The organism is Rhodobacter sp. 4.3.4 (assembly GCF_058724655.1).
This window is the reverse complement of record NZ_CM178967.1, coordinates 51,400-75,683: the sequence shown is the minus strand read 5'-3', so window position 1 is coordinate 75,683 and position 24,284 is coordinate 51,400. Positions and strand designations below refer to the sequence as shown.

The following is a 24,284-nucleotide window of genomic DNA, read 5'->3' as shown; positions in this document are numbered from 1 at the left end:
GGCTCCCTCCCCAAAACTGCGAACGCCCTAAACTGCGAACGCGATGCATCTAATGGCTGCAAGGGCGGGATGGAATGGGAAAATTGCCGCAAGGCTGCGTTTTGTGAAATTTATGTGTCAGCCGCGCCGCTTCCAGATCGCACCCTCGCCCAGTTTCGCAACGAAGGCGGCATGGGCTTCGGCCTCGGCCTCGGTGAGGCGCGGGGGCAGCGGAACGGGACGCGGACGGGGCCGCCATTCGGTGCTGGAAACAGCGGATTTGGCCTGAACAGGGTCGATATTGAGCCCGAAACCGGGCTGTCTGCCGCCGATCAGTTCAAGGTAAACCTCGGCCAGAATCTCCGAGTCAAGGAGCGCGCCGTGCAGGGTCCGGGCCGAGTTGTCGATGCCGAAACGACGGCACAGCGCATCAAGCGTCGCGGGCGAGCCGGGAAATTTTCGCCGCGCCATGGCGAGCGTATCGAGCGCCCGATCCGCGGGGATCAGCGGCTTTTGCGCCCAGCCAAGTTCCGCATTGAGAAATTTCATGTCAAAGGCGGCGTTGTGGATCACCAGCTTCGAGTCATTGCCGATAAAATCGAGGAAATCCTGCGCAATGGCGCCAAATCTCGGCTTGTCGCGCAGGAAATCATCGCCAAGCCCGTGCACGGCAAAGGCTTCCTGCGGCATCGCGCGGTCCGGGTTGATGTATTGGTGATAGGTCCGCCCGGTGGGGACGTGGTTCATCAGCTCGACGGCGCCGATTTCGACGATGCGATGCCCTTCGGAAGGCTCAAATCCGGTGGTTTCGGTATCAAGGACGATCTCACGCATGGCGGCTCCGCAGGGTTGCGATCAGCTTTCGCACTTCGGCGCGGGTCTGTTCAAGGGTGAAGGTCTCGATCACGAAATCGGCGCGGCGGCGTTTTTCGGCGTCAGGCAGCTGGCGGGCCAGGATCATGTCAAGCTGCGCTTCGGTCATCTTGCCGCGCGCCAGAACCCGGGCGCGTTGCACATCGGGCGCGGCGGTGACGACAAGAACGGCGTCACAATCCGTCTCGGCGCCGGTTTCATAAAGCAGCGGAATGTCAAAAAGGATCAGATCCTCGGTTGCATGGGCAAGCAGAAAGTCCTGCCGCGCCGCTTGCACCAGCGGATGAATCACCGATTCCAGCCGGGACAGAGCCTGTTTATCGGATTGCAGCAGGGTCCTCAGCCGGTCGCGATCCACCGCGCCATCGCGGATCACCTCCGGGAAGATCGCGGAGAGGGGCGCAACCGCGGCGCCACCTTTGCCATATACTTCATGCACCGTGGCATCGGCATCCCAGACCGGGATGCCCGCTTCGGCAAAAAGCCGGGCCGTCGTCGATTTCCCCATGCCGATCGACCCGGTGAGACCAAGCCGGAACGGCGCGCTCATGCCGCAAGCACCACGGCACGCAATTCCGCGGTGACCTCCGGGCGGCGGCCGAACCAGCGTTCAAAGCCGGGAACGGCCTGATGCAAGAGCATGCCAAGGCCATCGACGGTGACACAGCCGCGGACGGCGGCGGCGTTGAGAAAATCAGTGCGCAGGGGGGTGTAGACGCAATCGGTGACGACGGCCGTTTCGGAGAGTGAATCCAGAGGCACGTCGAAGGCGGCCTTGCCCACCATGCCGAGGGAAGAGGTGTTCACCACTGTCGCGGCGCCGTCAAAGATGGTGCCGACACTTTCCCAGTCCGCAACGACGAGGCGGGGGCCGAATTCGGCGCAAAGCGCCTCGGCCCGGGCGCGGGTGCGGTTGGAAATGCGGATTTCGGGGCAACCGGCCTCGAGCAGGGCGACGACGATGGCGCGGGCGGCACCGCCTGCGCCGATGACGGCAGCGGGACCCGCCTCGGCCTGCCAGCCCGGGGCGCCCTCGATCAGATTGGCCAGAAAACCGATGCCGTCAGTGTTGTCGGCATGAATACGGCCAGTTTCATCGAAAACAAGCGTGTTCGCCGCGCCGATCCGGGCAGCTCGGTCGGAAACCACATCGGCCAGGGCCAGCGCGGTTTCCTTGTGCGGAATGGTGATGTTGCAGCCGACGAACCCGGCTTTGGGAAGCGTCCGCAGCACGGCTTGCAGATTGCCCTCGGCCACATCCATCGGGATGTAATGGCCGCGGATTCCATAGGTTTTCAGCCAATGGCCATGCAGCGCGGGCGAGCGGGAATGATGGATCGGATGCCCGATCACGCCAGCCAGAGGAACAGGGGTCATGTCGTCAGATCTCCTCGTGCGCGCAGCCAGTTCAGAACCTCGATCAGGGGCAGGCCCAGGACGGCAAAGTAATCGCCCTCGACGGCGGAAAACAACCGCACCCCTTCCTCTTCGAGCTTGTAGCAGCCGACGGCGTGGCGGATCGAGTCCCAGTTGCGGGCGGTGTAATCGGCGATGAAAGCCTCGGAGAGCGGATGCATGGTCAAGCGCACCTCGGCCAGATGACGCCAGAGCGGGCGGCCATCCTGCACCACGATCAGCGCGGACAAAAGCCGATGCGTCCGCCCCGAGAGCGCGCGCAGCTGCGCCATCGCCTGATCCGGGCTTTCGGGTTTTGCAAAGATTTTGCCTTTCAATTCAAGCACCTGATCGGCGCCGAAAACCAGTGCGCCGGGATGACGGGCGGATTGCTTCAGCGCCTTCGCCGCGGCCAGCTGATCGGCGACATCGCGGGGCGTTGCGCCCTCGAGCTCGAGCGCGTGACGGATCGCCTCTTCATCGATGCGGGCGGGGGAGATTGTCACCGAAAGCCCGGCAGAGCGCAGAAGCTGCGCGCGGATTTCGGAGGAAGAGGCCAGAACAAGGGGGGCAAGCATGTGGACAACCGTTGGGAAAACCGGAGGACGACGCCTGGGGAGAAAGCGGGGCACAAGATTTCCTCCCCGGGAAGGGGCGCGTTTGTCAAGGAACGAAAGGAGACTCTCCGCATGTGGGAAGGCCGAGAGGGCAGATGTGAGGAAGTGCCGCAACCCACAGGAACAAAACGGAACGCCCCCAATCCTTACCCTTCGGTATCAACCACGCAAGTTATTGATATGAAATGACATCGCAAGCTTATCAACAGGGTTTTGCAATCTTGCCCACGAAGCTTTCAAGGCTTGGGAAAAGGTCTGGAAAACCGGCCTATCCACACTGTCCACAGCCCCTACAAAATCAACATCTTTTCTTTTCAAGAATTATTCTTAAGAAGAAGCCGACACAGGAGGCACAGATGATCGAGCTCGTCACGGATTTCCTTGCGGATTGGTATTTCTGGACGAAATCGCTTCATGTGATGTCAGTCCTGGCCTGGATGGCGGGGCTGTTCTACCTGCCGCGGCTTTACGTCTACCACGTCGAGGGGCTGAAAAAGCGGGGCGTGGTGCGCGGCAGCGAGATGGATCAGCTGTTCCAGCATCAGGAACGGCTGCTGCTCAAGGCGATCATGAATCCGGCGGCGATCTCGACCTGGTTTTTCGGCCTTTGCCTGGTGTTCACACCCGGCATCATCGACTGGAGCATGCAATGGCCCTGGATCAAGGGCGCCTGCGTGATCGCGATGACGGTGTTTCACATGTTTCTGGCGCGGGCGCGGCTGAAATTCGTTGATGGCACGAATGATCTGGCCGGCCGGCAATGGCGGATGATGAACGAAGTGCCGACGCTGCTGATGTTCCTGATCGTGATCGCGGTGATCGTGAAGTTCTGATTTCGTTGACTCGCCGCGGGCTTTGGGCGTAGAAGCGCGACAGCCCCGGCCGTCCGGCCGCAGGTTCTGCCGAACCCTGACCCATGCTGCGCCGCCCCGAGGGGTCCGGCGCCTTTCGCGGATGGATGCGAGATGACCGAACGTTTGAACCTTTCCGATCTCAAGGCGAAAAGCCCCAAGGACCTGCTGGCGATGGCCGAGGACTGGGAGATCGAGAACGCCTCGACGATGCGCAAAGGCGAGATGATGTTCTCGATCCTGAAAGAGCATGCCGAGGAAGGGGTCGAGATCGGGGGCGATGGCGTGCTGGAAGTGCTGCAGGACGGCTTCGGCTTCCTGCGCTCACCCGAGGCGAACTATCTGCCCGGCCCGGATGATATTTATGTGTCGCCCGAGATGATCCGGCAATACAGCCTGCGCACCGGCGATACCGTTTGGGGGATCATCCGCGCGCCGGGCGAGAATGAACGCTATTTCGCCCTGACCGCGGTCGAGAAGATCAACTTCGAAGATCCCGAGAAGGCGCGGCACAAGGTCAGCTTTGACAACCTGACGCCGCTTTATCCCGACGAGCGGTTGAAGATGGAGATCGAGGACCCGACGATCAAGGATCGTTCGGCCCGGATCATCGACCTGGTGGCGCCGATCGGGAAGGGGCAACGTTCGCTGATCGTGGCGCCGCCGCGGACCGGGAAAACCGTCCTGTTGCAGAACATCGCGCATTCGATCGAGGTGAACCACCCCGAATGCTACCTGATCGTGCTGCTGATCGACGAACGTCCCGAGGAAGTCACCGACATGCAGCGCTCGGTCAAGGGCGAGGTGATCTCCTCGACCTTCGACGAACCGGCGACGCGGCACGTGGCCGTGGCCGAGATGGTGATCGAAAAGGCCAAGCGTCTGGTCGAGCATAAACGAGATGTTGTGATCTTGCTTGATTCGATCACAAGACTTGGTAGGGCTTTCAACACTGTCGTGCCGAGCTCGGGCAAGGTGCTGACCGGCGGTGTGGATGCGAACGCGCTGCAGCGGCCGAAACGCTTCTTTGGCGCGGCGCGGAACATCGAAGAGGGCGGCTCGCTGACCATCATCGCAACGGCGCTGATCGACACCGGCTCGCGGATGGACGAGGTGATCTTTGAGGAATTCAAGGGCACCGGCAACAGCGAGATCGTGCTGGATCGGAAGGTCGCCGACAAGCGCGTCTTCCCGGCGATGGACATTCTCAAATCGGGGACGCGGAAGGAAGATCTGCTGGTCGATCAGAAAGACCTGCAGAAGACCTATCTGCTGCGCCGCATCCTGAACCCGATGGGGACGACGGATGCGATCGAATTCCTGATTTCGAAGCTGAAGCAGACGAAAACCAACGGCGAGTTCTTCGATTCGATGAACGGCTGAGGTATCGTTGCCCCGAGAGGGAATTCGATGGACACGATCTATGCGCAGGCATCCGGCCGCGGCAAGGCCGGCGTTGCTGTCATTCGCCTGTCCGGGCCGCGCGCCTGGGAGGCGGTGGCGGTCCTGTGCGGTCGTTTGCCCGCGCCGCGGCAGGCCGCCGTTCGGCTGTTGCGGATCGGCGAGGACGCGCTCGACGAGGCTTTGGTGCTGTGTTTCGAGGCGGGGCGCAGCTTTACCGGCGAAGAATCGGCGGAATTGCATCTGCATGGCGCCATTGCCACGGTTGCGGCAGTGCTGAAAGCGCTTGGGTCGCTGGGATTTTTGCGTCTGGCCGAGCCGGGGGAATTCACCCGCCGGGCGATGGAAAGCGGTCGGCTGGATCTTTCGCAGGTCGAGGGGCTTGCCGATCTGATCGAGGCCGAGACCGAGGCGCAGAGAAAACAAGCTTTGGCGGTGCTGTCTGGCTCGGTCGGGCGGATGGTCGAGACCTGGCGCAGCAAGCTGATCCGGGCGGCGGCGCTGATGGAAGCCTGTATCGATTTCGCGGATGAAGACCTGCCTGTGGATGTGACGCCAGAAGCCTTTGCGCTGCTGTCCGAGGTTTCGGCGCAATTGGCGGCGGAAATTGACCGGATTTCGGTGACCGAGCGGGTGCGGGAAGGCTTTGAAGTCGCGATTGTCGGGCGACCCAATGCCGGAAAATCGACGCTTCTGAACGCACTTGCCGGACGAGAGGCGGCGATCACCTCGGAAGTGGCGGGGACGACGCGGGATGTGATCGAGGTTCGGATGGATCTTTCGGGTCTTGCGGTGACCTTGCTGGATACGGCGGGTCTGCGCGATACCGAGGACCAGGTCGAAGCGATCGGCATTGCCCGGGCGGTTGAGCGGGCGAAGCGGGCGGATTTGCGGGTTTTCCTGCTGGATGATGGCGACATTCCGCTGTTGGAGCCGATGGCAGATGACCTGATCGTGCAGGGAAAGGCCGATCTTGGCGGGTCGGCTGATCTGCGCGTCTCGGGCAAGACCGGCGAGGGGATTGACGCGCTGATTGTCGCGATCACCAAACGGCTGTCGGCACGGGCAGCCGGGGCAGGGGTGATGACGCGCGAACGTCATCGCGATTGTCTTCGGCGCGCATCCGGTGCATTGTGCTCTGCTCTGGAGGAGTTGGGTCATGGGCTTGAACGGCTGGATCTTGCAGCGGAGCATTGCAGGACCGGCATCCGAGCGCTGGAATCGCTGCTGGGGCGGGTCGATGTCGAGAACCTGCTTGACGAGATCTTTTCCAGTTTCTGCATCGGCAAGTGAGGAGTGTTTCACGTGAAACATTTTGACGTCATCGTTGTCGGAGGCGGCCACGCCGGAACCGAAGCCGCGCATGCCGCGGCCCGGCTTGGGGCGCGAACGGCTCTTGTGACGATGCGGCGCGAGGCGATTGGCGTGATGTCTTGTAACCCGGCGATTGGCGGGTTGGGAAAGGGTCATCTGGTCCGGGAAGTCGATGCGATGGATGGCGTGATGGGCAAGGCTGCCGATCGCGCCGGGATTCAGTTTCGGCTTTTGAACCGCCGCAAGGGTCCGGCGGTACAGGGGCCGCGGACACAGGCGGATCGCAAGCTGTATCGTCTGGCGGTTGCCGATCTTTGTGCAGCCCAACCGCTTTTGGACGTGGTTGAAGGGGAAGTGACCGATCTGCTGTTGACCGGCACGACCATAAGCGGCGTGCGGTTGATGGACGGGGCCGAGATCCATGCACCAGCGGTCGTGCTGACAGCAGGCACATTCCTGAACGGCGTGATCCACATCGGAGATCAGCAATCTCCGGGGGGACGGGTGGGGGATCGTCCCTCTGTGCGCCTCTCGCAAAGATTGCGCGAGATTGCGCCTTCCGTAGGGCGGTTGAAAACCGGAACGCCACCGCGGCTTGATGGCCGAAGCATCGATTGGGACAGTCTGGAAAAGCAGCCGGGCGACGAAGATCCGGTGATGCTGAGTTTTCTCAGCTCTGGTCCTTTCGTGCGGCAGATCGCTTGCGGCATCACCCATACGAATGAATCGACGCATGAGGTGATTCGGGAGAACCTGCAACGATCCGCCATGTATGGTGGCCATATCGAGGGCGTCGGACCGCGCTATTGCCCGTCGATCGAGGACAAGGTGGTGCGGTTTGCCGACAAGACCTCGCATCAGGTTTTCCTTGAGCCGGAAGGGCTGGAGGATGATACGGTTTATCCGAATGGCATCTCGACCTCTTTGCCCGCGGATGTTCAGGAGAGATATGTCCGGTCGATCCGTGGTCTGGAAGGCGCCCGGATCATGCAGCCGGGATATGCGATCGAATACGATTATGTCGACCCCAGGGCGCTGAAGTTGACGCTTGAATTGCGCGATCAGGAAGGCCTGTTCCTTGCCGGCCAGATCAATGGCACGACAGGTTACGAGGAGGCTGCGGCTCAGGGGCTGGTTGCGGGATTGAACGCGGCCGCGAAAGCTTTGCGCCGGGATCCCGTAACCTTCAGCCGAACTGAGTCCTATATCGGTGTGATGATTGACGATCTGGTGAGCAGGGGGGTCAGTGAACCTTATCGCATGTTCACCTCGCGCGCGGAGTTCCGGCTTTTTCTGCGCGCTGACAATGCGGATCAGCGGCTTACCCCGCGTGGTATTGATATCGGCTGTGTGGGAGAGACCCGTCGGCGTGCCTTCGACGAAAAGATGGGGCAAATGGCGGCCGGGAAGAGCGTTCTGGACAGTATCGTGTTGACCCCGGGGCAGGCGATCACGCTTGGTCTGGCGTTGAACCAGGATGGGGTGAAGCGCTCGGCGTTTCAGTTGCTGGCCTTTCCGGATGTCACTTTTGATCAGCTTCGGGACTCTTTCCCCGATCTGAACGGAATACCGCCCGATATCGCAAGGCAGCTTTCGAATGAGGCTCTCTACGCCAACTACATCTTGCGGCAGCAACGGGATGTCGATGCAATGCGTCGCGACGAGAATTGGGAGATTCCCGCGGACTTCGATTACCGCGCCTTGTCCGGCCTGTCGAATGAGCTGAAGATGAAGTTCAGCGCTGCGGCGCCCCGAACATTGCATCAGGCCAGCCAGGTTGATGGCGCGACTCCGGCGGCATTGTCGCTGATTCTCGCGCGACTTCGGCAAGATAAAAGGGCTGAGCGAAAATGACCGGGCCGGAAGCTTTCGTAAATCAGGTTGATGTTTCACGTGAAACAATTCGGCTTCTGGAACGCCTGGAGGCGTTGCTAAAAAAGTGGAATCCAGCCATAAATCTGGTTTCCCCGCGAACTCTTGCGGAAATCTGGACGCGTCATTTCCTCGATTCAGCGCAGATTTTGCAATCTGTTGCGCAGGCGCCGCAGCATTGGGCGGATCTGGGAAGTGGCGGGGGGTTCCCCGGGCTTGTGGTCGGCGTTCTGGCAAAAGAGCAATTTCCGGATATGCAGCTTACACTGGTCGAGAGCGACAAGCGCAAGGCGGCCTTTCTGCTCAATGCCGTCCGCGATTTGGGGCTCTCCGCGGTGGTGGCTGATCGGCGTATCGAATCGCTTGATCCACTCAAGGCGGATGTCCTGTCGGCGCGTGCCTTGGCGCCGCTCGAAACCTTGTTGAGCTACGCAGAGCGTCACCTGTCGCCTGCGGGCATCGCTCTTTTTCCGAAAGGAAATCGCTGGCGGGAAGAGGTTGCGCAGGCGCAGCAGACATGGTCCTTTGAGGTCGAACCGAAACCCAGTGCCACGGATCCGGAGTCCGTCGTTCTGAAAATCAAGGGGTTGCACCGTGCCTGATCCCACTCGCCCGACTCAACCAAGAATCATTGCCATCGCGAACCAGAAGGGGGGCGTTGGGAAGACGACGACGGCGATCAACCTGGCGGCGGCGATGGCCGAGCGCGGCTGCCGCGTGCTCTTGGTTGACCTCGATCCGCAGGGGAACGCCTCGACGGGTCTTGGCGTCGAAGCCGCAGATCGCAAGTTCAGCACCTATGATCTGCTGTTCGGCGAAGCTCCGCTCTCGGAGGTCGTTCAGAAAACCGCCTTTGACGGGCTGTTGATCTCTCCGGCGACGACCGACCTGTCTTCTGCGGATATGGAACTTGTCGCCTCGGAAAAGCGCACCTTTCTGCTGCATGATGCGCTGCGCCAAACCGATATCGACCTCTTTCAGCTTGATTACGTGCTGATCGATTGCCCGCCCTCGCTCAATCTGCTGACCGTCAACGCGATGGTTGCGGCGCAATCGGTTCTTGTGCCGCTGCAGGCAGAGTTCTTTGCGCTTGAGGGGTTGTCGCAGCTGATGCTGACGATCCGTGAAGTCCGCCAGACCGCGAATCGCGATCTGCGGATCGAGGGCGTTGTTCTGACGATGTATGATGTGCGCAACAACCTGTCGCAGCAGGTGGAAGCCGATGCGCGGGCGACCTTGGGCGAGTTGGTGTTCCGAACGATGATACCGCGCAACGTGCGGATTTCCGAGGCGCCGTCCTATGCCTTGCCCGTTTTGAGCTATGACGCCGGGTCGAAAGGCGCGGAAGCCTATCGGTCGCTCGCGGCGGAACTGCTTGACCTCCATGCGACACAAGAACGAAAGGCCAGGGCATGAGCGAGAGAAAACCCGAGCGTCGGGGGTTGGGCCGCGGTTTGTCGGCCCTGATGGCGGATGTTCAGATCCCGGCCGCCGAAGCCGATGTCGCCCCGCGGCGCAAGGATATGCTCGTTCCGATCGAAAAGATCGTGCCGAACCCGGACCAGCCCCGGCGCAGTTTTGCGCCCGAAGCGCTGGAGGAATTGCGCGCCTCGATTGCCGAAAAGGGCATCATTCAGCCGCTGATCGTGCGCAAGCATCCGAAGGGAGAGGACAGCTACGAAATCGTCGCCGGCGAACGGCGCTGGCGCGCGGCGCAGCTGGCAAAACTGCATGAACTTCCGGTGATCGTGCGCGATTTCACCGATACCGAGGTTCTGGAAGTCGCGATCATCGAGAATATCCAGCGCGCAGATCTGAACCCGCTGGAAGAGGCGATGGGCTATCGCCAGCTGATGGACCGCTTCGGCCATACCCAGGAAAAACTTGCCGAGGCGCTGTCCAAAAGCCGCAGCCATATCGCCAACTTGTTGCGTTTGCTCAATCTTCCCGACGAAGTGCAGGATTTCCTGCGCGAGGGCAAACTCACTGCCGGTCATGCGCGCGCTCTGGTGACGGCGACCGATCCGGTTCGCCTGGCGAAGGAAACCATCGCCAGAGGCCTGTCGGTCCGAGATGTCGAACGGCTGGCGAAAGACGAGACATCGGCAGTGTCAGGCGCCCCCGCGAAGCTCTCGTCCAGGGCAGCGCGCGAGAAAGACGCCGATACCCGTGCGCTGGAGGCGGATCTTTCGGCGACGATCGGGATGAGTGTCAGCATCGATCACGACGGGATCGAGGGGGGACGGTTGTCGATCCGCTATCGCACGCTGGACGATCTTGATCAGCTCTGTCAGGCGCTCAGCCAGATCGGCTGAAGGCGTTCCCGCGACCCCATGACCTGGCCCAAGCGGGCCGGGTCATAGCCGCTTTTCTTTGGCAACCTGTTGTTCTGCCAATACTTTTTTCGCGATTTCGCCAAGGTTGCGATGTCGTCCTGTGGCTGCTGCCGTGCGCTGGCGTTGCGCTTCGATCAGCGGCTGCAGCTGCGCCAGGCTTTCCGCAATCTGCTGCAAGCGCATCTGCGCCCAATTCTCGTAGTTTTCAGCGGCTTTCGCCAGCATCAGATTTGCGGCTCCCTCGCGCCAGGCGGCCTGCATGTCTTGCGCGATTTGTGCGCTTTCCGTCTCCAGATCGCGCTTTTGCCGGTTCAACCGCGCCAGATCTGCCATGGCGCGATCCCGGATCATCGAGGCGATGTCGTTCAGCGAGTCCAGATCCTTCCGCTTCATTTCCGGCCTCCCCGTTCGCGCGAGCGACGGCGCATCTTCTCGGCGAAGCGAATCGCTGCGGCGACCGGGCGATAATGGTCCGGATGAATTTCCTGCCCGATATCGACCGAGGCATGAAGGGCCCGGGCCGTCGGCGGATCGGAATGGATCGGAACCCCGGCCTCGGCCGCGACTTCCCGAATGCGCGCCGCGATTTCATCCACACCCTTGGCGACACAGACCGGGGCGCGTTTCGCACCGCGTTCCCATTTCAGCGCCACCGCATAGTGCGTCGGGTTCACGATCACCACATCGGCCTTGGCGACATCCGCGATCATCTGCTTGGTCGCGATCTCGATCGCCTTTTGCCGCCGTTGCGCCTTGATATGGGGGTCGCCTTCCGACTGCTTCATCTCGTCGGTGAGTTCCTTGCGCGTCATCTTGTTGCGCCGCAGGAAGTCGAACCTTTGCCACAGATAGTCGATCGCGGCGATCACACCCGCCAGAAGCAGCATCAGCAACAGAAATTCAACGATCATCTTCGGAAAGCTGACCGCAACCACCGTCGCTTCGAATTTCTGGCTGAGCAGAATTGCCGGCAGTTCCCGCAGCATGAAATTTCCAAGGATGATCGAGATCACCACCAGCTTCACGAAGCTTTTCGCGAATTCAAAAAGGCCGGTGCTGCCGAATTTCTGTTTGAAATTCGCGATCGGATCGATGCGGTTAAACTTCGGCATCAGCTTTTCCGGGGCAAAGACGATGGCGCGTTGCGCCGCAAGGGCCGCCAGAACCAGAACGCCGGGCAACAGCAACCAAGGCGCAACCGTCAAGGCCATGCGACCCAGAATGCTGCCCGCGACCACCGTGCCGCCGCCCAGAAGTTGTACCGAAATCGAATCGGCCTGATCGATCAGCACGCTGGCCCAGGTTCCGAAGCTTTCAAGCGAGCTTTTGCCGAAGGCGAGGGCGGTGATCACGATGGCGGCATAGACCGCGGCGCCGGTCACTTCCGAGGATTTGACCAGATCGCCCTGTTTGCGCGCCTGCTCGATTTTCTGCGGAGTAGGGTCGAATTCCTTTGAGCTGTCGTCTTCCTCGCTCATCGCAGCACCTCGAACGGGTTGGCCAGAAAGGCGTCGAAGGCGTCATGCCAGACCAGGAGACCGGTCGGCAGCGCGATCATCAGCAGCGCCAGGCCGCCAAGCGTCTGCGCCGGGGCGCCGATCATCGACACCATCAGCTGCGGCATCGCGCGGTTGATTGCGCCAAGCGCGACGTTGTAGATCAGACCGGCGATCACGAAGGGCGCGGCAATCGAGAAGCCAAGCGCAAAGGCCCGCGAAATGCCGCCAAGGCCCCATTGCCGGAACAGATCGGCATCGGGAAAGGCCCCGGGCGGCAGCGCCTGATAAGAGCCGAGGAAGATCTCGGTCACTTTCACATGCAGGCCCAGATGCACCGAAATCGCCAGACCGGCCAGGACAAGCAATTCGCCGACCGCGGGCTGGGGCTCGCCCGTGGTGCCGCCAAACAGCTGCGACAGCGAGGTGGATTGTGCCGCAATCGTGCCCGCGATCTGCAGGCACAGAATGAAAAGCCGCAGCATCAGGCCGATGAACAGCCCGATCACGATTTCCGCGAACATCCAGACCGCCACCGGCAGGCTGGTATCGGGGGCGTTGACGAAGGGCAGGGCGCCCGGCATCACGATCAGGGTGAAGGCGAAAGTCAGCCCCAGCTTGACCCGGGTCGGCACCATCATTTCGCCGAAAGCGGGCATCACCGCCATCGTGCCGCCGACGCGCAGGAAGACGATGAAACCGACCCAGAGCAGATCCCGGGCCGATTGCATCAGGGTTGCAAGATCCTCGATCATGCCTGCACCACGCCGACCATCGAGGGCCGCGCATCCAGGCCGATTTCCTCGAAGCTGAGCACGGGGGCGAGGATGCCCTTGGCGCCCAGCACCGTCTTGAGGAACCGCCGCCGCCGCGTCGAGGTGACGATGGCCGGGAAAATCCCTGCTTCGCCCGCTTTCGCGATCCGTTCGGCGACATTGTTTGCCAGACGGTTGAACTTGTCGGGCGGCAGCGCGACATCGGTCTGACCGCGATCCCCCGGCACCTGGAAGGTCGAGAACGTGTCTTCCCATTCCGGCGCCAGTTGCAGCAGCGGCAGCGTGCCATCCTCGCGGCGGTATTCCGCGACCAGCTGGAAGCCGAGGCGCTGCCGGACATGTTCGCAGATCGCCTCGGGCGACTGCATGCCGCGCACTTCCGCGATCGATTCGACGATCACCAGCAGGTTGCGTATCGAGACCCGCTCCTCAAGCAGCAGACGCAGCACGGCCAGCAGCAGATCGACCGGAACCTTGTCGGGGATCAGCTCGTCCAGCAGACGGCGGTTCGACTCGGCGCGGGCGGGATCGGAGAGGTTGCACATCTCTTCAAGCAACCGGCGCAGTGCCCGCAGCGTCATCAGGCGGCCGAAGTTGCGGCGGATCACCTCCAGCAGATGCGTTGCCAGAACTTCGGTCGGGCCGACCACAGTCGATCCGGCCAGCGCGGCATCTTCCTGTTTTCCGGGCGGAAGCCAGCGCGCGGGGGCGCCATAGACCGGCTCGCGCACGTCTTCGCCATCGGGCAGGAAATCGCGGTTGTCGGTGATCAGGGCAAGAACCCGATCGGGGAAGAGCCGGTCTTTCGCCTGTTCCACACCCTGAATGCGGATGCGGTAGCAGCCCGGATCGAGCGTCGCATCGTCGGTCAGGCGGATTTCCGGCAGGATCAGACCGTAACTGGCCGCCACATGGTTGCGCATATTGGTGATCCGCGCATCGAGCCCGGTCGCCGGGTCAAGCGCCATCGCCACCAGATCGGGCGAAAATTCGACATGGATATCATCGACATCGAGCACATCGCCAATCGACTTACGCTTCTTCGGCTCGGTGCTTTCGGGGATTTTCATTGCCTCCAGCTCGGCCTTTTTCTGCGCCTTCCGGCTCACGAAGAAGGCGGTGCCGCCCAGAATGAGCGCGCCGGTCATGAAGGGCACGAAAGGCAGGCCGGGGAAGATGGCGAAGCCCGCCATCAGCGCCGCCACCGTGGCCAGAGCCGAAGGGTAGCGCGACAGCTGCTCGAACACGGCGGAATCGGCCGAGCCCTTGGTGCCACCGCGCGACAGCAGGATGGCCGAGCCGATCGAGATGATCACGGCTGGGATCTGGCTGGTCAGACCGTCGCCGACGGTGAGGATCGCATAGGTTTCCAGCGCGCGGCCCAGCGGCATGTCATGCACGATCGTGCCGATGGCAAGGCCGACGACAAGGTTCAAAAGCGTGATCAGCAGACCGGCGATGGCATCGCCCTTGACGAATTTCGACGCACCGTCAAGCGAGCCGAAGAAGGTCGTTTCCGCCTGTTCCTTTTCGCGCCGCGCCCGGGCCTCGGCATGGTCGATGGCGCCGGCGTTCATGTCGCTGTCGATGGCCAGCTGCTTGCCGGGCATCGCGTCGAGGGCAAAACGGGCGCCGACTTCGGCCATCCGGCCCGCGCCTTTGGTGATCACGATGAAGTTCACGATCATGATCACGCCAAAGACGACCAGCCCGATCATCACCGAGCCGCCCATGATGAAATTGGCGAATCCCTCGATCACGTGACCGGCGGCGGCGGTGCCGGTATGGCCATTGCCGATGATCAGCTTGGTCGAGGAGACGTTCAGCGACAGTCGCAGCATCAGCGAGGCGAGCAGGATCGTCGGGAAGGCCGAGAAATCCAGCGGCCGTTCGATGAACAGCGTGACGGTGAAGATCAGGATGGCCAGCGCGAAGGACACCGCGAGGCCGGTGTCGAGAACCCAGGCCGGAACCGGCAGGATCATCATCACGATCACGGTCATCAGGGCAATGGCCAGCAGAATCGTCGGCTGGAAGATCGCCGCAAGGCTCAGTTTCGGCATCAGTTCACCTGGGTCTTGTCGAGAGAAATGGCGAAGAGGCTGGCCCCGGGGGCGCCCCCGAGCGGCGGCGAGACGGTTCCGGTGCGCCGCAGCAGCGGATAGGAATTGACCCGCGGCGGTTTCGGCGGCGCCATCTGCGCGTTCATCGCGGCAACGATATCGGGGATCTCGGGGATCTCGCCATAGGGCATCTGGTCGGGCGCGGCATTCATCGCCAGCACGTCAGCTTCGCCATCGGCCCCCATGAAACGCTCGCGCAGCTCGGCAAAGCGGGCGGAATAGCGGTCGGCATGTTCCTTGGTGCGGGAATGATAGGCCCCGGCTGCGGCGTTCCACGAGCCGGTTTCGGCATAAAGATCGGCAAGGAATCTGGCGGCGTAAAGTGCATTCGCCTTCGGATCGAACATCTCGTCGATCGAGGAGAAATGCTCGTTGTGCCATTTGTAATTGATCTGGAAGCAGCCGATGTCGAAGCTGCGGGCGCCGCGCTTGAATTCCTGAAACACATAGGCGCGGGCTTCATCGAGCGTGTCGAACCAATGCCCTGCGCCTTCCATGTTCACGGTCCAGGGCCAGGGACGCAGCTTGCCGTCGATCTTCTTGCCGGTTTCGGTCAGCGAAATCGCTTTCAGCACCGAAACGGGAACACCGCTTTGCAGCGACGCATATTCTGCAACCCGCTCACAGGTCGCCGAGATGCCTTGCGCCGTCTCGGAAGCCTGCGCAGACCGCAGCGGAACGGACATGCCCAGCATGAGAAACAGGACGATTCGCCAATGGCTTGGCATGGGGTTCCCCCTTGTTCAGCAATTCTTGCCAAGGCTGAACTTAGGGAGAGAAGGTTTATATCCGGTAATCAGCGCCCGGATTCGTCGGCCCGCGGCTGCAACTGCGCGAGGTATTGCGCGTGCAATCCCGGGGCGCCGACCAGAAGCCCGTCGATCTGCGCGCTGGGGGTATTGAAGCGGATCGGCGCCCCGGCACGGTCGGTCACAAGCGCGCCCGCGCAGCTGGCGATCAGGCTGGCGGCGGCGACATCCCATTCCCAGGTCGGCCACACCGTCAGGCTGGCATCGAAGCGGCTTTCGGCCACAAGACACAGCCGCCAGGCCAGCGAGGGGCGGAAAAACCGCCGATAGGCAGGTCTTTCGCCGCGCCAGTTCGTGGCGACATCGCAGACCTTCGAGGCAAGCAGGCTCGAGCCCTCGATCGTCCCCGGGTCGGTGTTGCGGATCGGCTGCCCGTTAAGCAGCGCGGGACCGCCGCGCACGGCGACATAGGTTTCCTCGAACACCGGCAGGTGCACGACGCCCGCCAGAACCTCGCCGTTTTCCACGACGGCGATGGCATGGGCAAAGCCCGGTTCGTTCGCCAGGAAGGCGCGGGTGCCGTCGATCGGATCGACGACGAAAAGGCGGCGGCAGGACAGACGCGCGTCATCGTCCTGGCTTTCCTCGGAGAGCCAGCCGTAATCGGGCCGCGCCTTGCGCAAAAGATGCGCCAGCAGGTCGTTCACCGCCAGATCGGCTTCGGACACCGGACCGGCGTCATCTGCCTTGTCCCATTGCTTCGGCGCATGTTTCCAATATTGCAGCGCCAAGTCGCCCGCGGCCTTGGCGGCGTGGATCAGCAGGTCAAGATCGGTGGCAGCATCAGGACCCGGCAATCGTCAGCCCCTCAAGCAGAAGCGACGGCACGACATGGCTCAGATGGCCGCGCGCATCATTGGCGGGGATGATCCGGCGCAGCATCTCGCGCAGGTTGCCTGCCACGGTGCATTCGTTCACCACATGCGAAATCTGACCGTTTTCAACCCAATAGCCTGCGGCCCCGCGCGAGTAATCGCCCGTGGTCGGGTTGATCGTCGCGCCGATGAACGAGGTCACCAAAAGCCCGGTGCCCATGTCGCGGATCAGCTCCTCGCGCGATTTCGTCCCCTGCGTCAGCGCCACATTCCCCGCGGCGGGCGAGGGCGGCGTCGATGTTCCACGCGACGCATTGCCGGTGCTTTGCAGCCCCAGTTTCCGCGCCGTCGCCAGATCCAGAACCCAGCCGGTCAGCACGCCATCGTCGACGATGGCGCGGCGGGCCGGGGGCAGGCCTTCGGCGTCGAAGGGACGCGAGCCGGAGATGCGGCGGCGGAACGGGTCTTCGATCAGGCTCAGGCCCTTGGGCAGCACGTCCGTATTCAGACCGTCGCGCAGCCACGATGCGCCGCGGGCAATGGCGGTGCCATTGATCGCCGAGAGAAGATGACCGATCAGGCTGGCGGCGACGCGCTCATCGAGCAGCACCGGAAAGGCCCCGGTTTTCGGCTGCACCGCGCCCAGCCGGGCCACGGCGCGTTCGCCCGCCTGCTGACCGATCGAAGCGGCCGAGGGCAGATCGGCGCCGAAAATCCGCGCCTCCGAGGCCCAGTCGCGTTCCATCGCCGCGCCTTCGCCCGCAATCGCAACCGCCGAGGTCGAGCGCGAGGTCCGGGCGTAACCGCCGGAAAATCCGTTCGTGCCCGCCATGTGCAACAGTCGCTTCGACCACGAGGCAGAGGCCGATTGCACCTGCGAGACCCCTTGCACCGCCATCGCCGCCGCTTCCGCCTCGCGCGCGTCGGTTTCCAGAGCTGTGGCCGAGGGTTCCGCCCCCGGATCGGCCAGTTCCAGAGCCGCAACGTCCCAGCCCTGCGCCAGTTGCGCCGGATCGGCAAGACCGGCATGCGGGTCTTCGGGCGCCTCGCGGGCCATTGCCACGGCGCGTTCGGCCATGTCGGCAATGGTGCGGGCGGAAATGTCCGAGGCTGAAACACAAGCCTGACGCCCGCCGATCAGCACGCGCAGGCCGATTTCCAGCCCTTCGGAGCGTTCCGCCTGTTCCAGCGCCCCGCCGCGCACATCGATCGACACGGCGCGGCCATCGACGGCCAGCGCATCGGCCGCCTCGGCCCCGGCCTTGCGGGCGGCGGAAAGCAGGGCATCGGTCAGATCGGCAAGAACGGGGGGCATCGGCTCTCCTTGTGGAAAACCGCCCGGAAGGCCGGGCGGTTTCGCTGGTTCGGCAGGTTTGTCTTACTTGATCGGCTGGCCATTGGCCAGAATCTGGCCGCCTTCCTTGAACTCGATCTTCGAGGTGAACATATCCTCGCCCGCGGGCACGGCATACATGCCCATCATCATCTTCGCGAACATCACCTGATCCTGCGGCATGACCCCCATGGCCACCAGCCCGTCCATCAGCTTGTTCGCGCCCGACAGTTTCAGATCGATGGCGCCCAGCGGCATCGGCGTGGCCGTCGCATTGTCGAAGGTCAGCGCGCCCGCGCCGGTCAGCTCGGCCCCCGCGGCGGTCAGTTGCAGCTTCTTGACGTTCAGGCTGTCGATCTGCACCGGCGGCACCGGCGAGGCGGCCGCGGCGGGCGAGAACAGATCAACCAGCGGCTTGCCGGTTCCGGTCAGATCGATGATCAGCGTCGCCGGGCCGTGGGCAAGCTTCTCCGTCGGGTCGATCATCTTCCAGACCTGATCCGAGACCGCCAGCCCGACCAGCGAGACCTTGCCGGTGAAGGGCTGCGGCTCGGCCTTGGCGCTGAGCGGCATGGCAAAGTCGATCTCGCCCTGATCGATGGTCGCCGACATCGGCTGCGGGAAATCGCTGGTCGTTATATCAAGCCTGGTCTTGCTGCCGGTGGCCGAATACCGCACCGCTTCGCGCGAGAAGGCGATGACCGCCTGACCGCTTTCGGCGGACCCGGACATGCTGACCGGGCCGGTCTTGGTCGTCGAGCTCATCTTGTAGCTCAGCGTGCCATAGCTCATCTGGCTGTTGGTGCGCATCCCCTTGGCGATGGCATCGCCCAGCTCGGCGGCATCGGCGCCTTCGGGCATCAGGCTGTCGCCCTTGATCGCCAGATCCTGCATTTCGATCGTCGCGTCGATCGTCGAGGCATCCTCGGGATCGCTGCCGGTCATCGTCAGAGCCATCGCCTTGGCGGTCAGATCGGCCTTGGTGCCCTGGCCGCCGGTCGTGGTCATCACCTGCGTTCCGGCAAGTCCGGTCAGCGTCATCCCGAGCACGGCAGGCGTGCCGCCCGGGGTCGAGGGCTGGGCCTCGATGCTGGCGGAAATCTCGGGCGCATCGACCAGATAGGACATTTCCTCGGGCGTGCCGGAAATCACCACGCTGGCATCGGTCTTGTCGATCCGGATCTTCGCCGTCTCGGTCTTGCCGGTGGCGTCGGTGGTGTCGTTCTGGCCGGTGATTTCACCCTCGACCGTGCCCTCGACGGTGCCGTCGCCCAGATCCTCAAGCAGGATCGCGGGCACGGTCAGCACGGTTTTCGACACCTGCTTGTCGGTGCCGATGGTGGTGGTGCTCTCGTTCGTCAGGACCAGATCGGAGATCGTCAGAACGTCGCCATCGCGCGCGACCGAACCCGGGGTGATGGTGAAGCCATAGGCGGAATATTGCTTTTGCCAGCTGTCCCAGACCTGCTCCGGCGTCACATCGGCCATGACGGCGGTCGAACTCATGAGAAGGGCGAGGAAAGTGGTTGTGCCAGCGGATCTGAGCCGTGCCATCAGGGGCCTCTTGGATAAGGAATGGCTCTACCTTCGGCCGCACATCGCTGATGGTCAAGGGGCAATGGGGTTGCTAACAAGGGTCAAAGCGGCGGCGGAGGGCAGGATGATCACGGTGAAATCGGCAGACGGCATCTGGACGGTGACGATCAATCGGCCGGAAAAGGCGAATTCGCTGACCCGGGGGATGCTGTCCGACATCGCCGATGCGGCCGAGGCCGCCGGGCAGGCCGGGGCGCATGCTTTCGTGCTGCGCGGCACCGGCAAGGTGTTTTCGGCGGGGGCCGATCTGGACGAGGCGCGGGCGGGGCTGGCCACCGATCCGGTCTGGGAACGACTGTCGGGGGCGGTGGCGGCGCTGCCCTGTCTGACCATCGCGGCGCTGAACGGCACCCTGGCCGGGGGGGCGATGGGAATGGCGCTGGCCTGCGATCTGCGGATTTCCGTGCCGCAGGCGAAGTTCTTCTATCCGGTGATGAAGCTGGGCTTCCTGCCGCAACCCTCGGACCCGAAGCGGCTTGTGGCGCTGATCGGTCCGGCGCGGGCGAAGATGATCCTGATGGCCGGGCAGAAGATCGAGGCCGAAGAGGCACTTGCCTGGGGTCTGATCGACCGGATCGTCGCCCCCGAGGCGATGGAGGCGACGCTGACCGATCTTCTGGCCGATGCGGCCGCCGCGGCGGCCGCCCATATTGCTGCGATCAAGGCCTTGATCTGACTTACAGATACAGGCTTTCCCGGCGGAAGTGCCGGACCAGCATGTAATAGATCACCGCACGATATTTGCGCGGTTCCGAGCGGCCATAGGTCTCGATCGCGGCATCAATCGCATCCTCCAGATCGGGGCCGTCAGGCAGGCCCAGCTTCTTGATCAGGAAATTGCGCCGGATCTGATCGATCTCGGATTTCTGCGTCGCGGCGACGATTTCGGCGTCCGGGTCATAGATCGCCGGTCCGCAACCGATGGTGACTTTCTCCAACAGCGCCATGTCGGGGGTGATCCCGCATTTTCCCTGCAGATCCTCGGCATATTTCGCGATCAAGGCGTCGCGTTTTCCCATCTTTGCTTCTCCCGTGTCGGCGCGCTTCATCCCGGACCCAGCCTAGGCCTGCGCGCGCCCTGAAACAAAGGGAATCCCCGCGCCCGGCCGGGCGGCGGCATGTCTTTGCCGATGCGGCAGGCGCAAAGCAAAGCGGGGCCCGAAGGCCCCGCAATCTGCCGGAAAGGCAGGATCAGTAGCGGTAATGGTCCGACTTGAACGGGCCTTCGACGGTGACGCCGATATACTCGGCCTGATCGGGACGCAGCGTGGTCAGTTTCACGCCGATCTTCTTCAGATGCAGACGCGCCACTTTTTCATCCAGCGATTTCGGCAGGATGTAGACGCCCGGCTGATAGTCGGTGCCCTTGGTCCAAAGCTCGATCTGCGCCAGAACCTGGTTGGTGAAGCTGGCCGACATCACGAAGCTGGGGTGACCGGTGGCGTTGCCGAGGTTCAAGAGACGGCCTTCGGACAGAAGGATGATCCGCGCGCCCGAGGGCATCTCGATCATGTCCACCTGGTCCTTGATATTGGTCCATTTGTGGTTCTTCAGCGCCGCGACCTGAATTTCGTTGTCGAAATGGCCGATGTTGCCGACGATCGCCATGTCCTTCATCTCGCGCATGTGCTCGATGCGGATCACGTCCTTGTTGCCGGTGGTGGTGATGAAGATATCCGCGTCCGCGACGACATCTTCCAGCACCACGACTTCAAAGCCGTCCATCGCGGCTTGCAGCGCGCAGATCGGATCGACCTCGGTCACCTTCACCCGGGCGCCCGCACCGCGGAGCGAGGCGGCCGAGCCCTTGCCCACGTCGCCATAGCCGCAGACGACGGCGACCTTGCCCGCCATCATCACGTCGGTGGCGCGGCGGATGCCGTCCACCAGCGATTCCTTGCAGCCGTATTTGTTGTCGAATTTCGACTTGGTGACAGAGTCGTTCACGTTGATCGCCGGGAATGGCAAGAGGCCCTTCTTGTGCAGGTCGTAAAGACGATGCACGCCCGTCGTGGTTTCCTCGGACACGCCCTTGATCGCCGCGCGCTGCTGGGTGAACCAGCCGGGGCTTTCCACCATGCGCTTCTTGATCTGATTGAACAGGCAGACTTCCTCTTCCGAGGTCGGCGTGGCGATCAGATCGGTTTCGCCGGCTTCGACACGGGCGCCCAGGAGGATGTAGAGCGTCGCATCGCCGCCATCATCCAGGATCATGTTGCAGGTGCCTTCCGGGAACTGGAAGATCTTGTCGGTATAGGCCCAGTATTCCTCCAGCGTCTCGCCCTTGACGGCAAAGACCGGCGTGCCGCTGGCGGCGATGGCGGCGGCGGCGTGATCCTGGGTCGAGAAGATGTTGCACGAGGCCCAACGCACATCTGCCCCAAGCGCCTTGAGCGTTTCGATCAGCACCGCGGTCTGGATCGTCATGTGCAGCGAGCCGGCGATGCGGGCGCCTTTCAGCGGCTGGCTCGGCCCGAATTCCTCGCGGCAGGCCATCAGGCCCGGCATTTCGGTTTCGGCAATATCCAGTTCCTTGCGGCCAAACTCGGCCAGCTTGATATCTTTGACAATGTAGTCGGCCATCGGGCGCTCCTCGAATTTCAGTCGGCGGTTGCATACCATCTTGCGCCCCGCGGCGCAACGAAACGAACCTGCGACGTTTACAGTCCCTTTCGCTTTGGCTAGCAGGGGGGAAACGGGGGACTTCGATGAAACGGGCGTGGCAGAGGATGCTTTCGGGGCGCAGGCTGGATCTGCTCGACCCGACGCCGGTGGACATCGAGATCGAGGATATCGCCCATGGCCTCGCCTTTGTCGCGCGCTGGAACGGCCAGACGACGGGCGATTACGCCTATTCGGTGGCGGAACATTCGCTGCTGGTCGAGGAGCTTTTTGCCCGCGCCAATCCCGGCATCGGTGAACGCTGGCGGCTGGCGGCGCTGCTGCATGATGCGCCCGAATATGTGCTGGGCGACATGATCACCCCGGTCAAGGCGGCGATCGGCAAGGGCTATGGCGAACTGGATGACCGGCTGACGGCCGCGGTGCATCTGCGCTTCGGCCTGCCCGCCGTGCTGCCCGCCCCGATCAAGCGCGCGATCAAGGCGGCCGACAAGGTTTCGGCACGGCTGGAGGCCGAACAGATCGCGGGGTTTTCAGGGGCCGAGGCGGACAGGATCTTCGGAAAGCCCGATCCTGTCCTTGTGCGGGGTCTGGCGATCCGCCTGCGTCCCCCGCCCGAGGTGCGCGCAGCCTTTACCGCGCGTCACCATATGCTTCTGAGTGCTCTCAGCGGTTGAACTTGTATTCGCCAGCGTTGCGGGCGCGGGGGGCGTAGCCACCCATGGCAAGGGCCATCACTTCTCCAAGAATCCGGAACATCGCGGCTCTCCTTTTCTCTCTATGCTCTCTGAATGCCTTGACGCGGGCCACAAGGCGAGTCAGGAATTTTTCCACAGATGATAGGCAGGCTAACAGATGAGCGAAATCGACTGGCGCAAGATGCCGCCGCTGACAGCCCTGCGCGCCTTTGCCGCAACGGCAAGCGAGGGGGGATTCAGCGCCGCAGCGCGCAAGCTGAATGTCACCCACGCTGCCATAGCGCAGCAAGTCCGCGCGCTGGAGGCCGATCTGGACGTGCCGCTCGTGTGGCGCGACGGCAAGCATCTGCACCTGACCCCCGAGGGCGAACGCTTCGCCAAGGCGCTGGCGGACGGGTTTTCGATGATACAATCGGCGGCGGAAATGCTGCGCGCCGACACCAGCGAAAAGGCGCTGACGGTGACGGTGCCGCCGGTTTTCGCCTCGGAATGGCTGATGCCGCGGCTGGCGCGGTTCTGGAAAAAACACCCGGATATTCCGCTGTCGCTTTTGCCCGATGCGCGGCTGGTCGATCTGAAGGAAATCGGCGCGAATATCGGCATTCGGTTTGGCATCGGCAAATGGCCCGGGGTGATTTCCGAGTTTCTGACCGCTGCTCCTCAGGTTGTGGTGGCGGCGCCGGAATTGCTGGGCGGGCGCAAGAAACTGTCCTTGCGGGAAATGGCGATGCTGCCCTGGGTGCGCGAAGGCGATTGGCCCGAGCAGATGCAATTGCTGGAATCGATGGGGCTGGTTCCGGCGGCGCTGAAATTCGTCGATTTCCCGAACGAAGAATTGGCGCTGGCCGCGGCGCGTGAAGGGATCGGCCTGCATCTGGAAACCGAGGCGTTGATCGTCGAGGATCTGAAACTTGGCTGGCTGGTGAAAATCCACGAGCTGACCGAGGAAAGCCTGGGCTATTACATTGTAAGACCGCCGGGTCGTCTGAACCCGGCGGCCAAGATTTTCATCGACTGGCTGAAGGCGGAAGCCTGATCAGATCGTCAGATCTTCCAAAGACTTGCCCGAGGCCAGCGCGGCTTCGACCCATTTCGGCTTGCGCCCGCGGCCGGTCCAGGTTTCGGCCGGATTTGCGGGGTTGGCATATTTCGCGGCGACGGTCTTGCGCGGTTTCGCCTCGACCATGCTCAGAATTTCCGCCAGCGGATAGCCCATCTTGCGCGCGATCTCGTCGAGTTCGGCATAGGCTTCTTTTTTCTTCCGCTCTTCGTAAGTCACGATGGCACGGTCGACCTTGGACCGCAGCGCCTTGAGTTCGTTGAGAGAAAGCGCGTCGATATCCATAAAAACCTCCGGTGAGTGGCTTTATGGATATCG

The 24,284-nt window shown here is 62.6% G+C and carries 25 protein-coding genes; 10 read left to right on the top strand and 15 right to left on the bottom strand.

Annotated elements, in window-relative coordinates:
* Positions 1–117: 117 nt before the first annotated feature.
* Genes dnaQ through AC4PTB_RS00320 form a run of 4 tightly spaced genes read right to left on the bottom strand, consistent with a single transcriptional unit; the run spans position 118 to position 2,825 of the window.
* Positions 118–813, bottom strand: a complete 696-nt coding sequence (gene dnaQ / locus AC4PTB_RS00335; protein ID WP_492191158.1) for a DNA polymerase III subunit epsilon — start codon at positions 811–813, stop codon at positions 118–120.
* The gene (gene coaE / locus AC4PTB_RS00330) at positions 806–1,402 is read right to left on the bottom strand and encodes a dephospho-CoA kinase (RefSeq protein ID WP_492191157.1); all 597 of its coding nucleotides are present in this window, start codon (positions 1,400–1,402) and stop codon (positions 806–808) included. The genes dnaQ and coaE overlap by 8 nt, the downstream gene beginning before the upstream one ends.
* A complete protein-coding gene (locus AC4PTB_RS00325; RefSeq protein ID WP_492191156.1) occupies positions 1,399–2,229 on the bottom strand; it encodes a shikimate dehydrogenase in 831 nt (276 codons plus the stop codon). The genes coaE and AC4PTB_RS00325 overlap by 4 nt, the downstream gene beginning before the upstream one ends.
* Positions 2,226–2,825: a Maf family protein gene (locus tag AC4PTB_RS00320; RefSeq protein WP_492191155.1), complete on the bottom strand. Its 600-nt coding sequence runs from the start codon at positions 2,823–2,825 to the stop codon at positions 2,226–2,228. The genes AC4PTB_RS00325 and AC4PTB_RS00320 overlap by 4 nt, the downstream gene beginning before the upstream one ends.
* Positions 2,826–3,220: 395 nt before the next feature.
* Here AC4PTB_RS00320 and AC4PTB_RS00315 point away from each other — a divergent pair, with 395 nt between their 5' ends.
* From AC4PTB_RS00315 to AC4PTB_RS00285, 7 genes are all read left to right on the top strand, one after another.
* A complete protein-coding gene (locus AC4PTB_RS00315) occupies positions 3,221–3,697 on the top strand; it encodes a CopD family protein (RefSeq protein ID WP_492191154.1) in 477 nt (158 codons plus the stop codon).
* A gap of 132 nt (positions 3,698–3,829) precedes the next feature.
* Positions 3,830–5,098 (top strand): transcription termination factor Rho, encoded by a 1,269-nt coding sequence (rho, locus tag AC4PTB_RS00310; protein ID WP_013065812.1) that lies wholly within the window; start codon positions 3,830–3,832, stop codon positions 5,096–5,098.
* Between the two features lie 27 nt (positions 5,099–5,125).
* A complete protein-coding gene (gene mnmE, locus AC4PTB_RS00305; RefSeq protein WP_492191153.1) occupies positions 5,126–6,409 on the top strand; it encodes a tRNA uridine-5-carboxymethylaminomethyl(34) synthesis GTPase MnmE in 1,284 nt (427 codons plus the stop codon).
* 12 nt (positions 6,410–6,421) lie between these two features.
* Positions 6,422–8,284, top strand: a complete 1,863-nt coding sequence (gene mnmG / locus AC4PTB_RS00300; RefSeq protein WP_492191152.1) for a tRNA uridine-5-carboxymethylaminomethyl(34) synthesis enzyme MnmG — start codon at positions 6,422–6,424, stop codon at positions 8,282–8,284.
* Positions 8,281–8,904 (top strand): 16S rRNA (guanine(527)-N(7))-methyltransferase RsmG, encoded by a 624-nt coding sequence (gene rsmG, locus AC4PTB_RS00295; RefSeq protein WP_492191151.1) that lies wholly within the window; start codon positions 8,281–8,283, stop codon positions 8,902–8,904. Before mnmG ends, rsmG begins: the two co-directional genes overlap by 4 nt.
* Complete coding sequence (locus AC4PTB_RS00290; protein WP_492191150.1) at positions 8,897–9,718, top strand: ParA family protein; 822 nt, start codon at positions 8,897–8,899, stop codon at positions 9,716–9,718. Before rsmG ends, AC4PTB_RS00290 begins: the two co-directional genes overlap by 8 nt.
* The gene (locus tag AC4PTB_RS00285) at positions 9,715–10,617 is read left to right on the top strand and encodes a ParB/RepB/Spo0J family partition protein (RefSeq protein WP_492191149.1); all 903 of its coding nucleotides are present in this window, start codon (positions 9,715–9,717) and stop codon (positions 10,615–10,617) included. The genes AC4PTB_RS00290 and AC4PTB_RS00285 overlap by 4 nt, the downstream gene beginning before the upstream one ends.
* 42 nt (positions 10,618–10,659) lie before the next feature.
* On the opposite strand, the gene AC4PTB_RS00280 is transcribed toward AC4PTB_RS00285, so the two are convergent.
* The 8 genes from AC4PTB_RS00280 to AC4PTB_RS00245 form a co-directional block, all read right to left on the bottom strand.
* Positions 10,660–11,031, bottom strand: a complete 372-nt coding sequence (locus AC4PTB_RS00280) for a hypothetical protein (RefSeq protein WP_492191148.1) — start codon at positions 11,029–11,031, stop codon at positions 10,660–10,662.
* A complete protein-coding gene (gene flhB, locus AC4PTB_RS00275) occupies positions 11,028–12,116 on the bottom strand; it encodes a flagellar type III secretion system protein FlhB (protein ID WP_492191147.1) in 1,089 nt (362 codons plus the stop codon). The genes AC4PTB_RS00280 and flhB overlap by 4 nt, the downstream gene beginning before the upstream one ends.
* On the bottom strand, positions 12,113–12,889 hold the full coding sequence (locus tag AC4PTB_RS00270; protein WP_492191146.1) for a flagellar biosynthetic protein FliR: 777 nt from the start codon (positions 12,887–12,889) through the stop codon (positions 12,113–12,115). Before AC4PTB_RS00270 ends, flhB begins: the two co-directional genes overlap by 4 nt.
* Positions 12,886–14,973: a flagellar biosynthesis protein FlhA gene (gene flhA, locus AC4PTB_RS00265; protein ID WP_492191145.1), complete on the bottom strand. Its 2,088-nt coding sequence runs from the start codon at positions 14,971–14,973 to the stop codon at positions 12,886–12,888. Before flhA ends, AC4PTB_RS00270 begins: the two co-directional genes overlap by 4 nt.
* On the bottom strand, positions 14,973–15,719 hold the full coding sequence (locus AC4PTB_RS00260; RefSeq protein WP_492191144.1) for a transglycosylase SLT domain-containing protein: 747 nt from the start codon (positions 15,717–15,719) through the stop codon (positions 14,973–14,975). Before AC4PTB_RS00260 ends, flhA begins: the two co-directional genes overlap by 1 nt.
* A gap of 110 nt (positions 15,720–15,829) precedes the next feature.
* On the bottom strand, positions 15,830–16,639 hold the full coding sequence (locus AC4PTB_RS00255; RefSeq protein ID WP_492191143.1) for an inositol monophosphatase family protein: 810 nt from the start codon (positions 16,637–16,639) through the stop codon (positions 15,830–15,832).
* Positions 16,626–17,972: a TldD/PmbA family protein gene (locus AC4PTB_RS00250; protein ID WP_492191142.1), complete on the bottom strand. Its 1,347-nt coding sequence runs from the start codon at positions 17,970–17,972 to the stop codon at positions 16,626–16,628. Before AC4PTB_RS00250 ends, AC4PTB_RS00255 begins: the two co-directional genes overlap by 14 nt.
* A 63-nt stretch (positions 17,973–18,035) precedes the next feature.
* The gene (locus tag AC4PTB_RS00245; protein ID WP_492191141.1) at positions 18,036–19,496 is read right to left on the bottom strand and encodes a DUF2125 domain-containing protein; all 1,461 of its coding nucleotides are present in this window, start codon (positions 19,494–19,496) and stop codon (positions 18,036–18,038) included.
* Positions 19,497–19,650: 154 nt separating this feature from the next.
* Here AC4PTB_RS00245 and AC4PTB_RS00240 point away from each other — a divergent pair, with 154 nt between their 5' ends.
* Complete coding sequence (locus AC4PTB_RS00240; RefSeq protein ID WP_492191140.1) at positions 19,651–20,262, top strand: enoyl-CoA hydratase/isomerase family protein; 612 nt, start codon at positions 19,651–19,653, stop codon at positions 20,260–20,262.
* A gap of 1 nt (position 20,263) precedes the next feature.
* Here the strand turns inward: AC4PTB_RS00240 and AC4PTB_RS00235 are convergent, their stop codons facing one another.
* The gene (locus tag AC4PTB_RS00235; protein ID WP_492191139.1) at positions 20,264–20,605 is read right to left on the bottom strand and encodes a DUF2853 family protein; all 342 of its coding nucleotides are present in this window, start codon (positions 20,603–20,605) and stop codon (positions 20,264–20,266) included.
* A 172-nt stretch (positions 20,606–20,777) separates the two neighbouring features.
* Entirely contained in the window at positions 20,778–22,169 is a 1,392-nt protein-coding gene (ahcY, locus tag AC4PTB_RS00230; RefSeq protein ID WP_492191138.1) for an adenosylhomocysteinase, read from the bottom strand.
* Positions 22,170–22,294: 125 nt separating this feature from the next.
* Between ahcY and AC4PTB_RS00225 the strand changes: the two genes are divergently transcribed.
* On the top strand, positions 22,295–22,885 hold the full coding sequence (locus AC4PTB_RS00225) for an HD domain-containing protein (RefSeq protein WP_492191137.1): 591 nt from the start codon (positions 22,295–22,297) through the stop codon (positions 22,883–22,885).
* Positions 22,886–23,063: 178 nt separating this feature from the next.
* Positions 23,064–23,942, top strand: a complete 879-nt coding sequence (locus AC4PTB_RS00220) for a LysR substrate-binding domain-containing protein (RefSeq protein WP_492191136.1) — start codon at positions 23,064–23,066, stop codon at positions 23,940–23,942.
* Here AC4PTB_RS00220 and hvrA read toward each other — a convergent pair whose 3' ends face one another.
* Positions 23,943–24,251 carry a trans-acting regulatory protein HvrA gene (gene hvrA, locus AC4PTB_RS00215; RefSeq protein ID WP_492191135.1) on the bottom strand — a complete coding sequence of 103 codons (309 nt, stop codon included), beginning with the start codon at positions 24,249–24,251 and terminating at the stop codon, positions 23,943–23,945.
* Positions 24,252–24,284: the final 33 nt, after the last annotated feature.

Coding starts and splice junctions, on each gene's coding strand:
- AC4PTB_RS00245 (WP_492191141.1), bottom strand. CDS start 19,496: ATGAGTTCGACCGCCGTCATGGCCGATGTGACGCCGGAGCAGGTCTGG.
- AC4PTB_RS00320 (WP_492191155.1), bottom strand. CDS start 2,825: ATGCTTGCCCCCCTTGTTCTGGCCTCTTCCTCCGAAATCCGCGCGCAG.
- AC4PTB_RS00270 (WP_492191146.1), bottom strand. CDS start 12,889: ATGATCGAGGATCTTGCAACCCTGATGCAATCGGCCCGGGATCTGCTC.
- flhB (WP_492191147.1), bottom strand. CDS start 12,116: ATGAGCGAGGAAGACGACAGCTCAAAGGAATTCGACCCTACTCCGCAG.
- rsmG (WP_492191151.1), top strand. CDS start 8,281: ATGACCGGGCCGGAAGCTTTCGTAAATCAGGTTGATGTTTCACGTGAA.
- AC4PTB_RS00240 (WP_492191140.1), top strand. CDS start 19,651: ATGATCACGGTGAAATCGGCAGACGGCATCTGGACGGTGACGATCAAT.
- AC4PTB_RS00280 (WP_492191148.1), bottom strand. CDS start 11,031: ATGAAGCGGAAGGATCTGGACTCGCTGAACGACATCGCCTCGATGATC.
- AC4PTB_RS00250 (WP_492191142.1), bottom strand. CDS start 17,972: ATGCCCCCCGTTCTTGCCGATCTGACCGATGCCCTGCTTTCCGCCGCC.
- flhA (WP_492191145.1), bottom strand. CDS start 14,973: ATGCCGAAACTGAGCCTTGCGGCGATCTTCCAGCCGACGATTCTGCTG.
- dnaQ (WP_492191158.1), bottom strand. CDS start 813: ATGCGTGAGATCGTCCTTGATACCGAAACCACCGGATTTGAGCCTTCC.
- AC4PTB_RS00220 (WP_492191136.1), top strand. CDS start 23,064: ATGAGCGAAATCGACTGGCGCAAGATGCCGCCGCTGACAGCCCTGCGC.
- AC4PTB_RS00235 (WP_492191139.1), bottom strand. CDS start 20,605: ATGGGAAAACGCGACGCCTTGATCGCGAAATATGCCGAGGATCTGCAG.
- hvrA (WP_492191135.1), bottom strand. CDS start 24,251: ATGGATATCGACGCGCTTTCTCTCAACGAACTCAAGGCGCTGCGGTCC.
- AC4PTB_RS00315 (WP_492191154.1), top strand. CDS start 3,221: ATGATCGAGCTCGTCACGGATTTCCTTGCGGATTGGTATTTCTGGACG.
- AC4PTB_RS00325 (WP_492191156.1), bottom strand. CDS start 2,229: ATGACCCCTGTTCCTCTGGCTGGCGTGATCGGGCATCCGATCCATCAT.
- rho (WP_013065812.1), top strand. CDS start 3,830: ATGACCGAACGTTTGAACCTTTCCGATCTCAAGGCGAAAAGCCCCAAG.
- coaE (WP_492191157.1), bottom strand. CDS start 1,402: ATGAGCGCGCCGTTCCGGCTTGGTCTCACCGGGTCGATCGGCATGGGG.
- ahcY (WP_492191138.1), bottom strand. CDS start 22,169: ATGGCCGACTACATTGTCAAAGATATCAAGCTGGCCGAGTTTGGCCGC.
- AC4PTB_RS00260 (WP_492191144.1), bottom strand. CDS start 15,719: ATGTCCGTTCCGCTGCGGTCTGCGCAGGCTTCCGAGACGGCGCAAGGC.
- AC4PTB_RS00225 (WP_492191137.1), top strand. CDS start 22,295: ATGAAACGGGCGTGGCAGAGGATGCTTTCGGGGCGCAGGCTGGATCTG.
- AC4PTB_RS00285 (WP_492191149.1), top strand. CDS start 9,715: ATGAGCGAGAGAAAACCCGAGCGTCGGGGGTTGGGCCGCGGTTTGTCG.
- mnmE (WP_492191153.1), top strand. CDS start 5,126: ATGGACACGATCTATGCGCAGGCATCCGGCCGCGGCAAGGCCGGCGTT.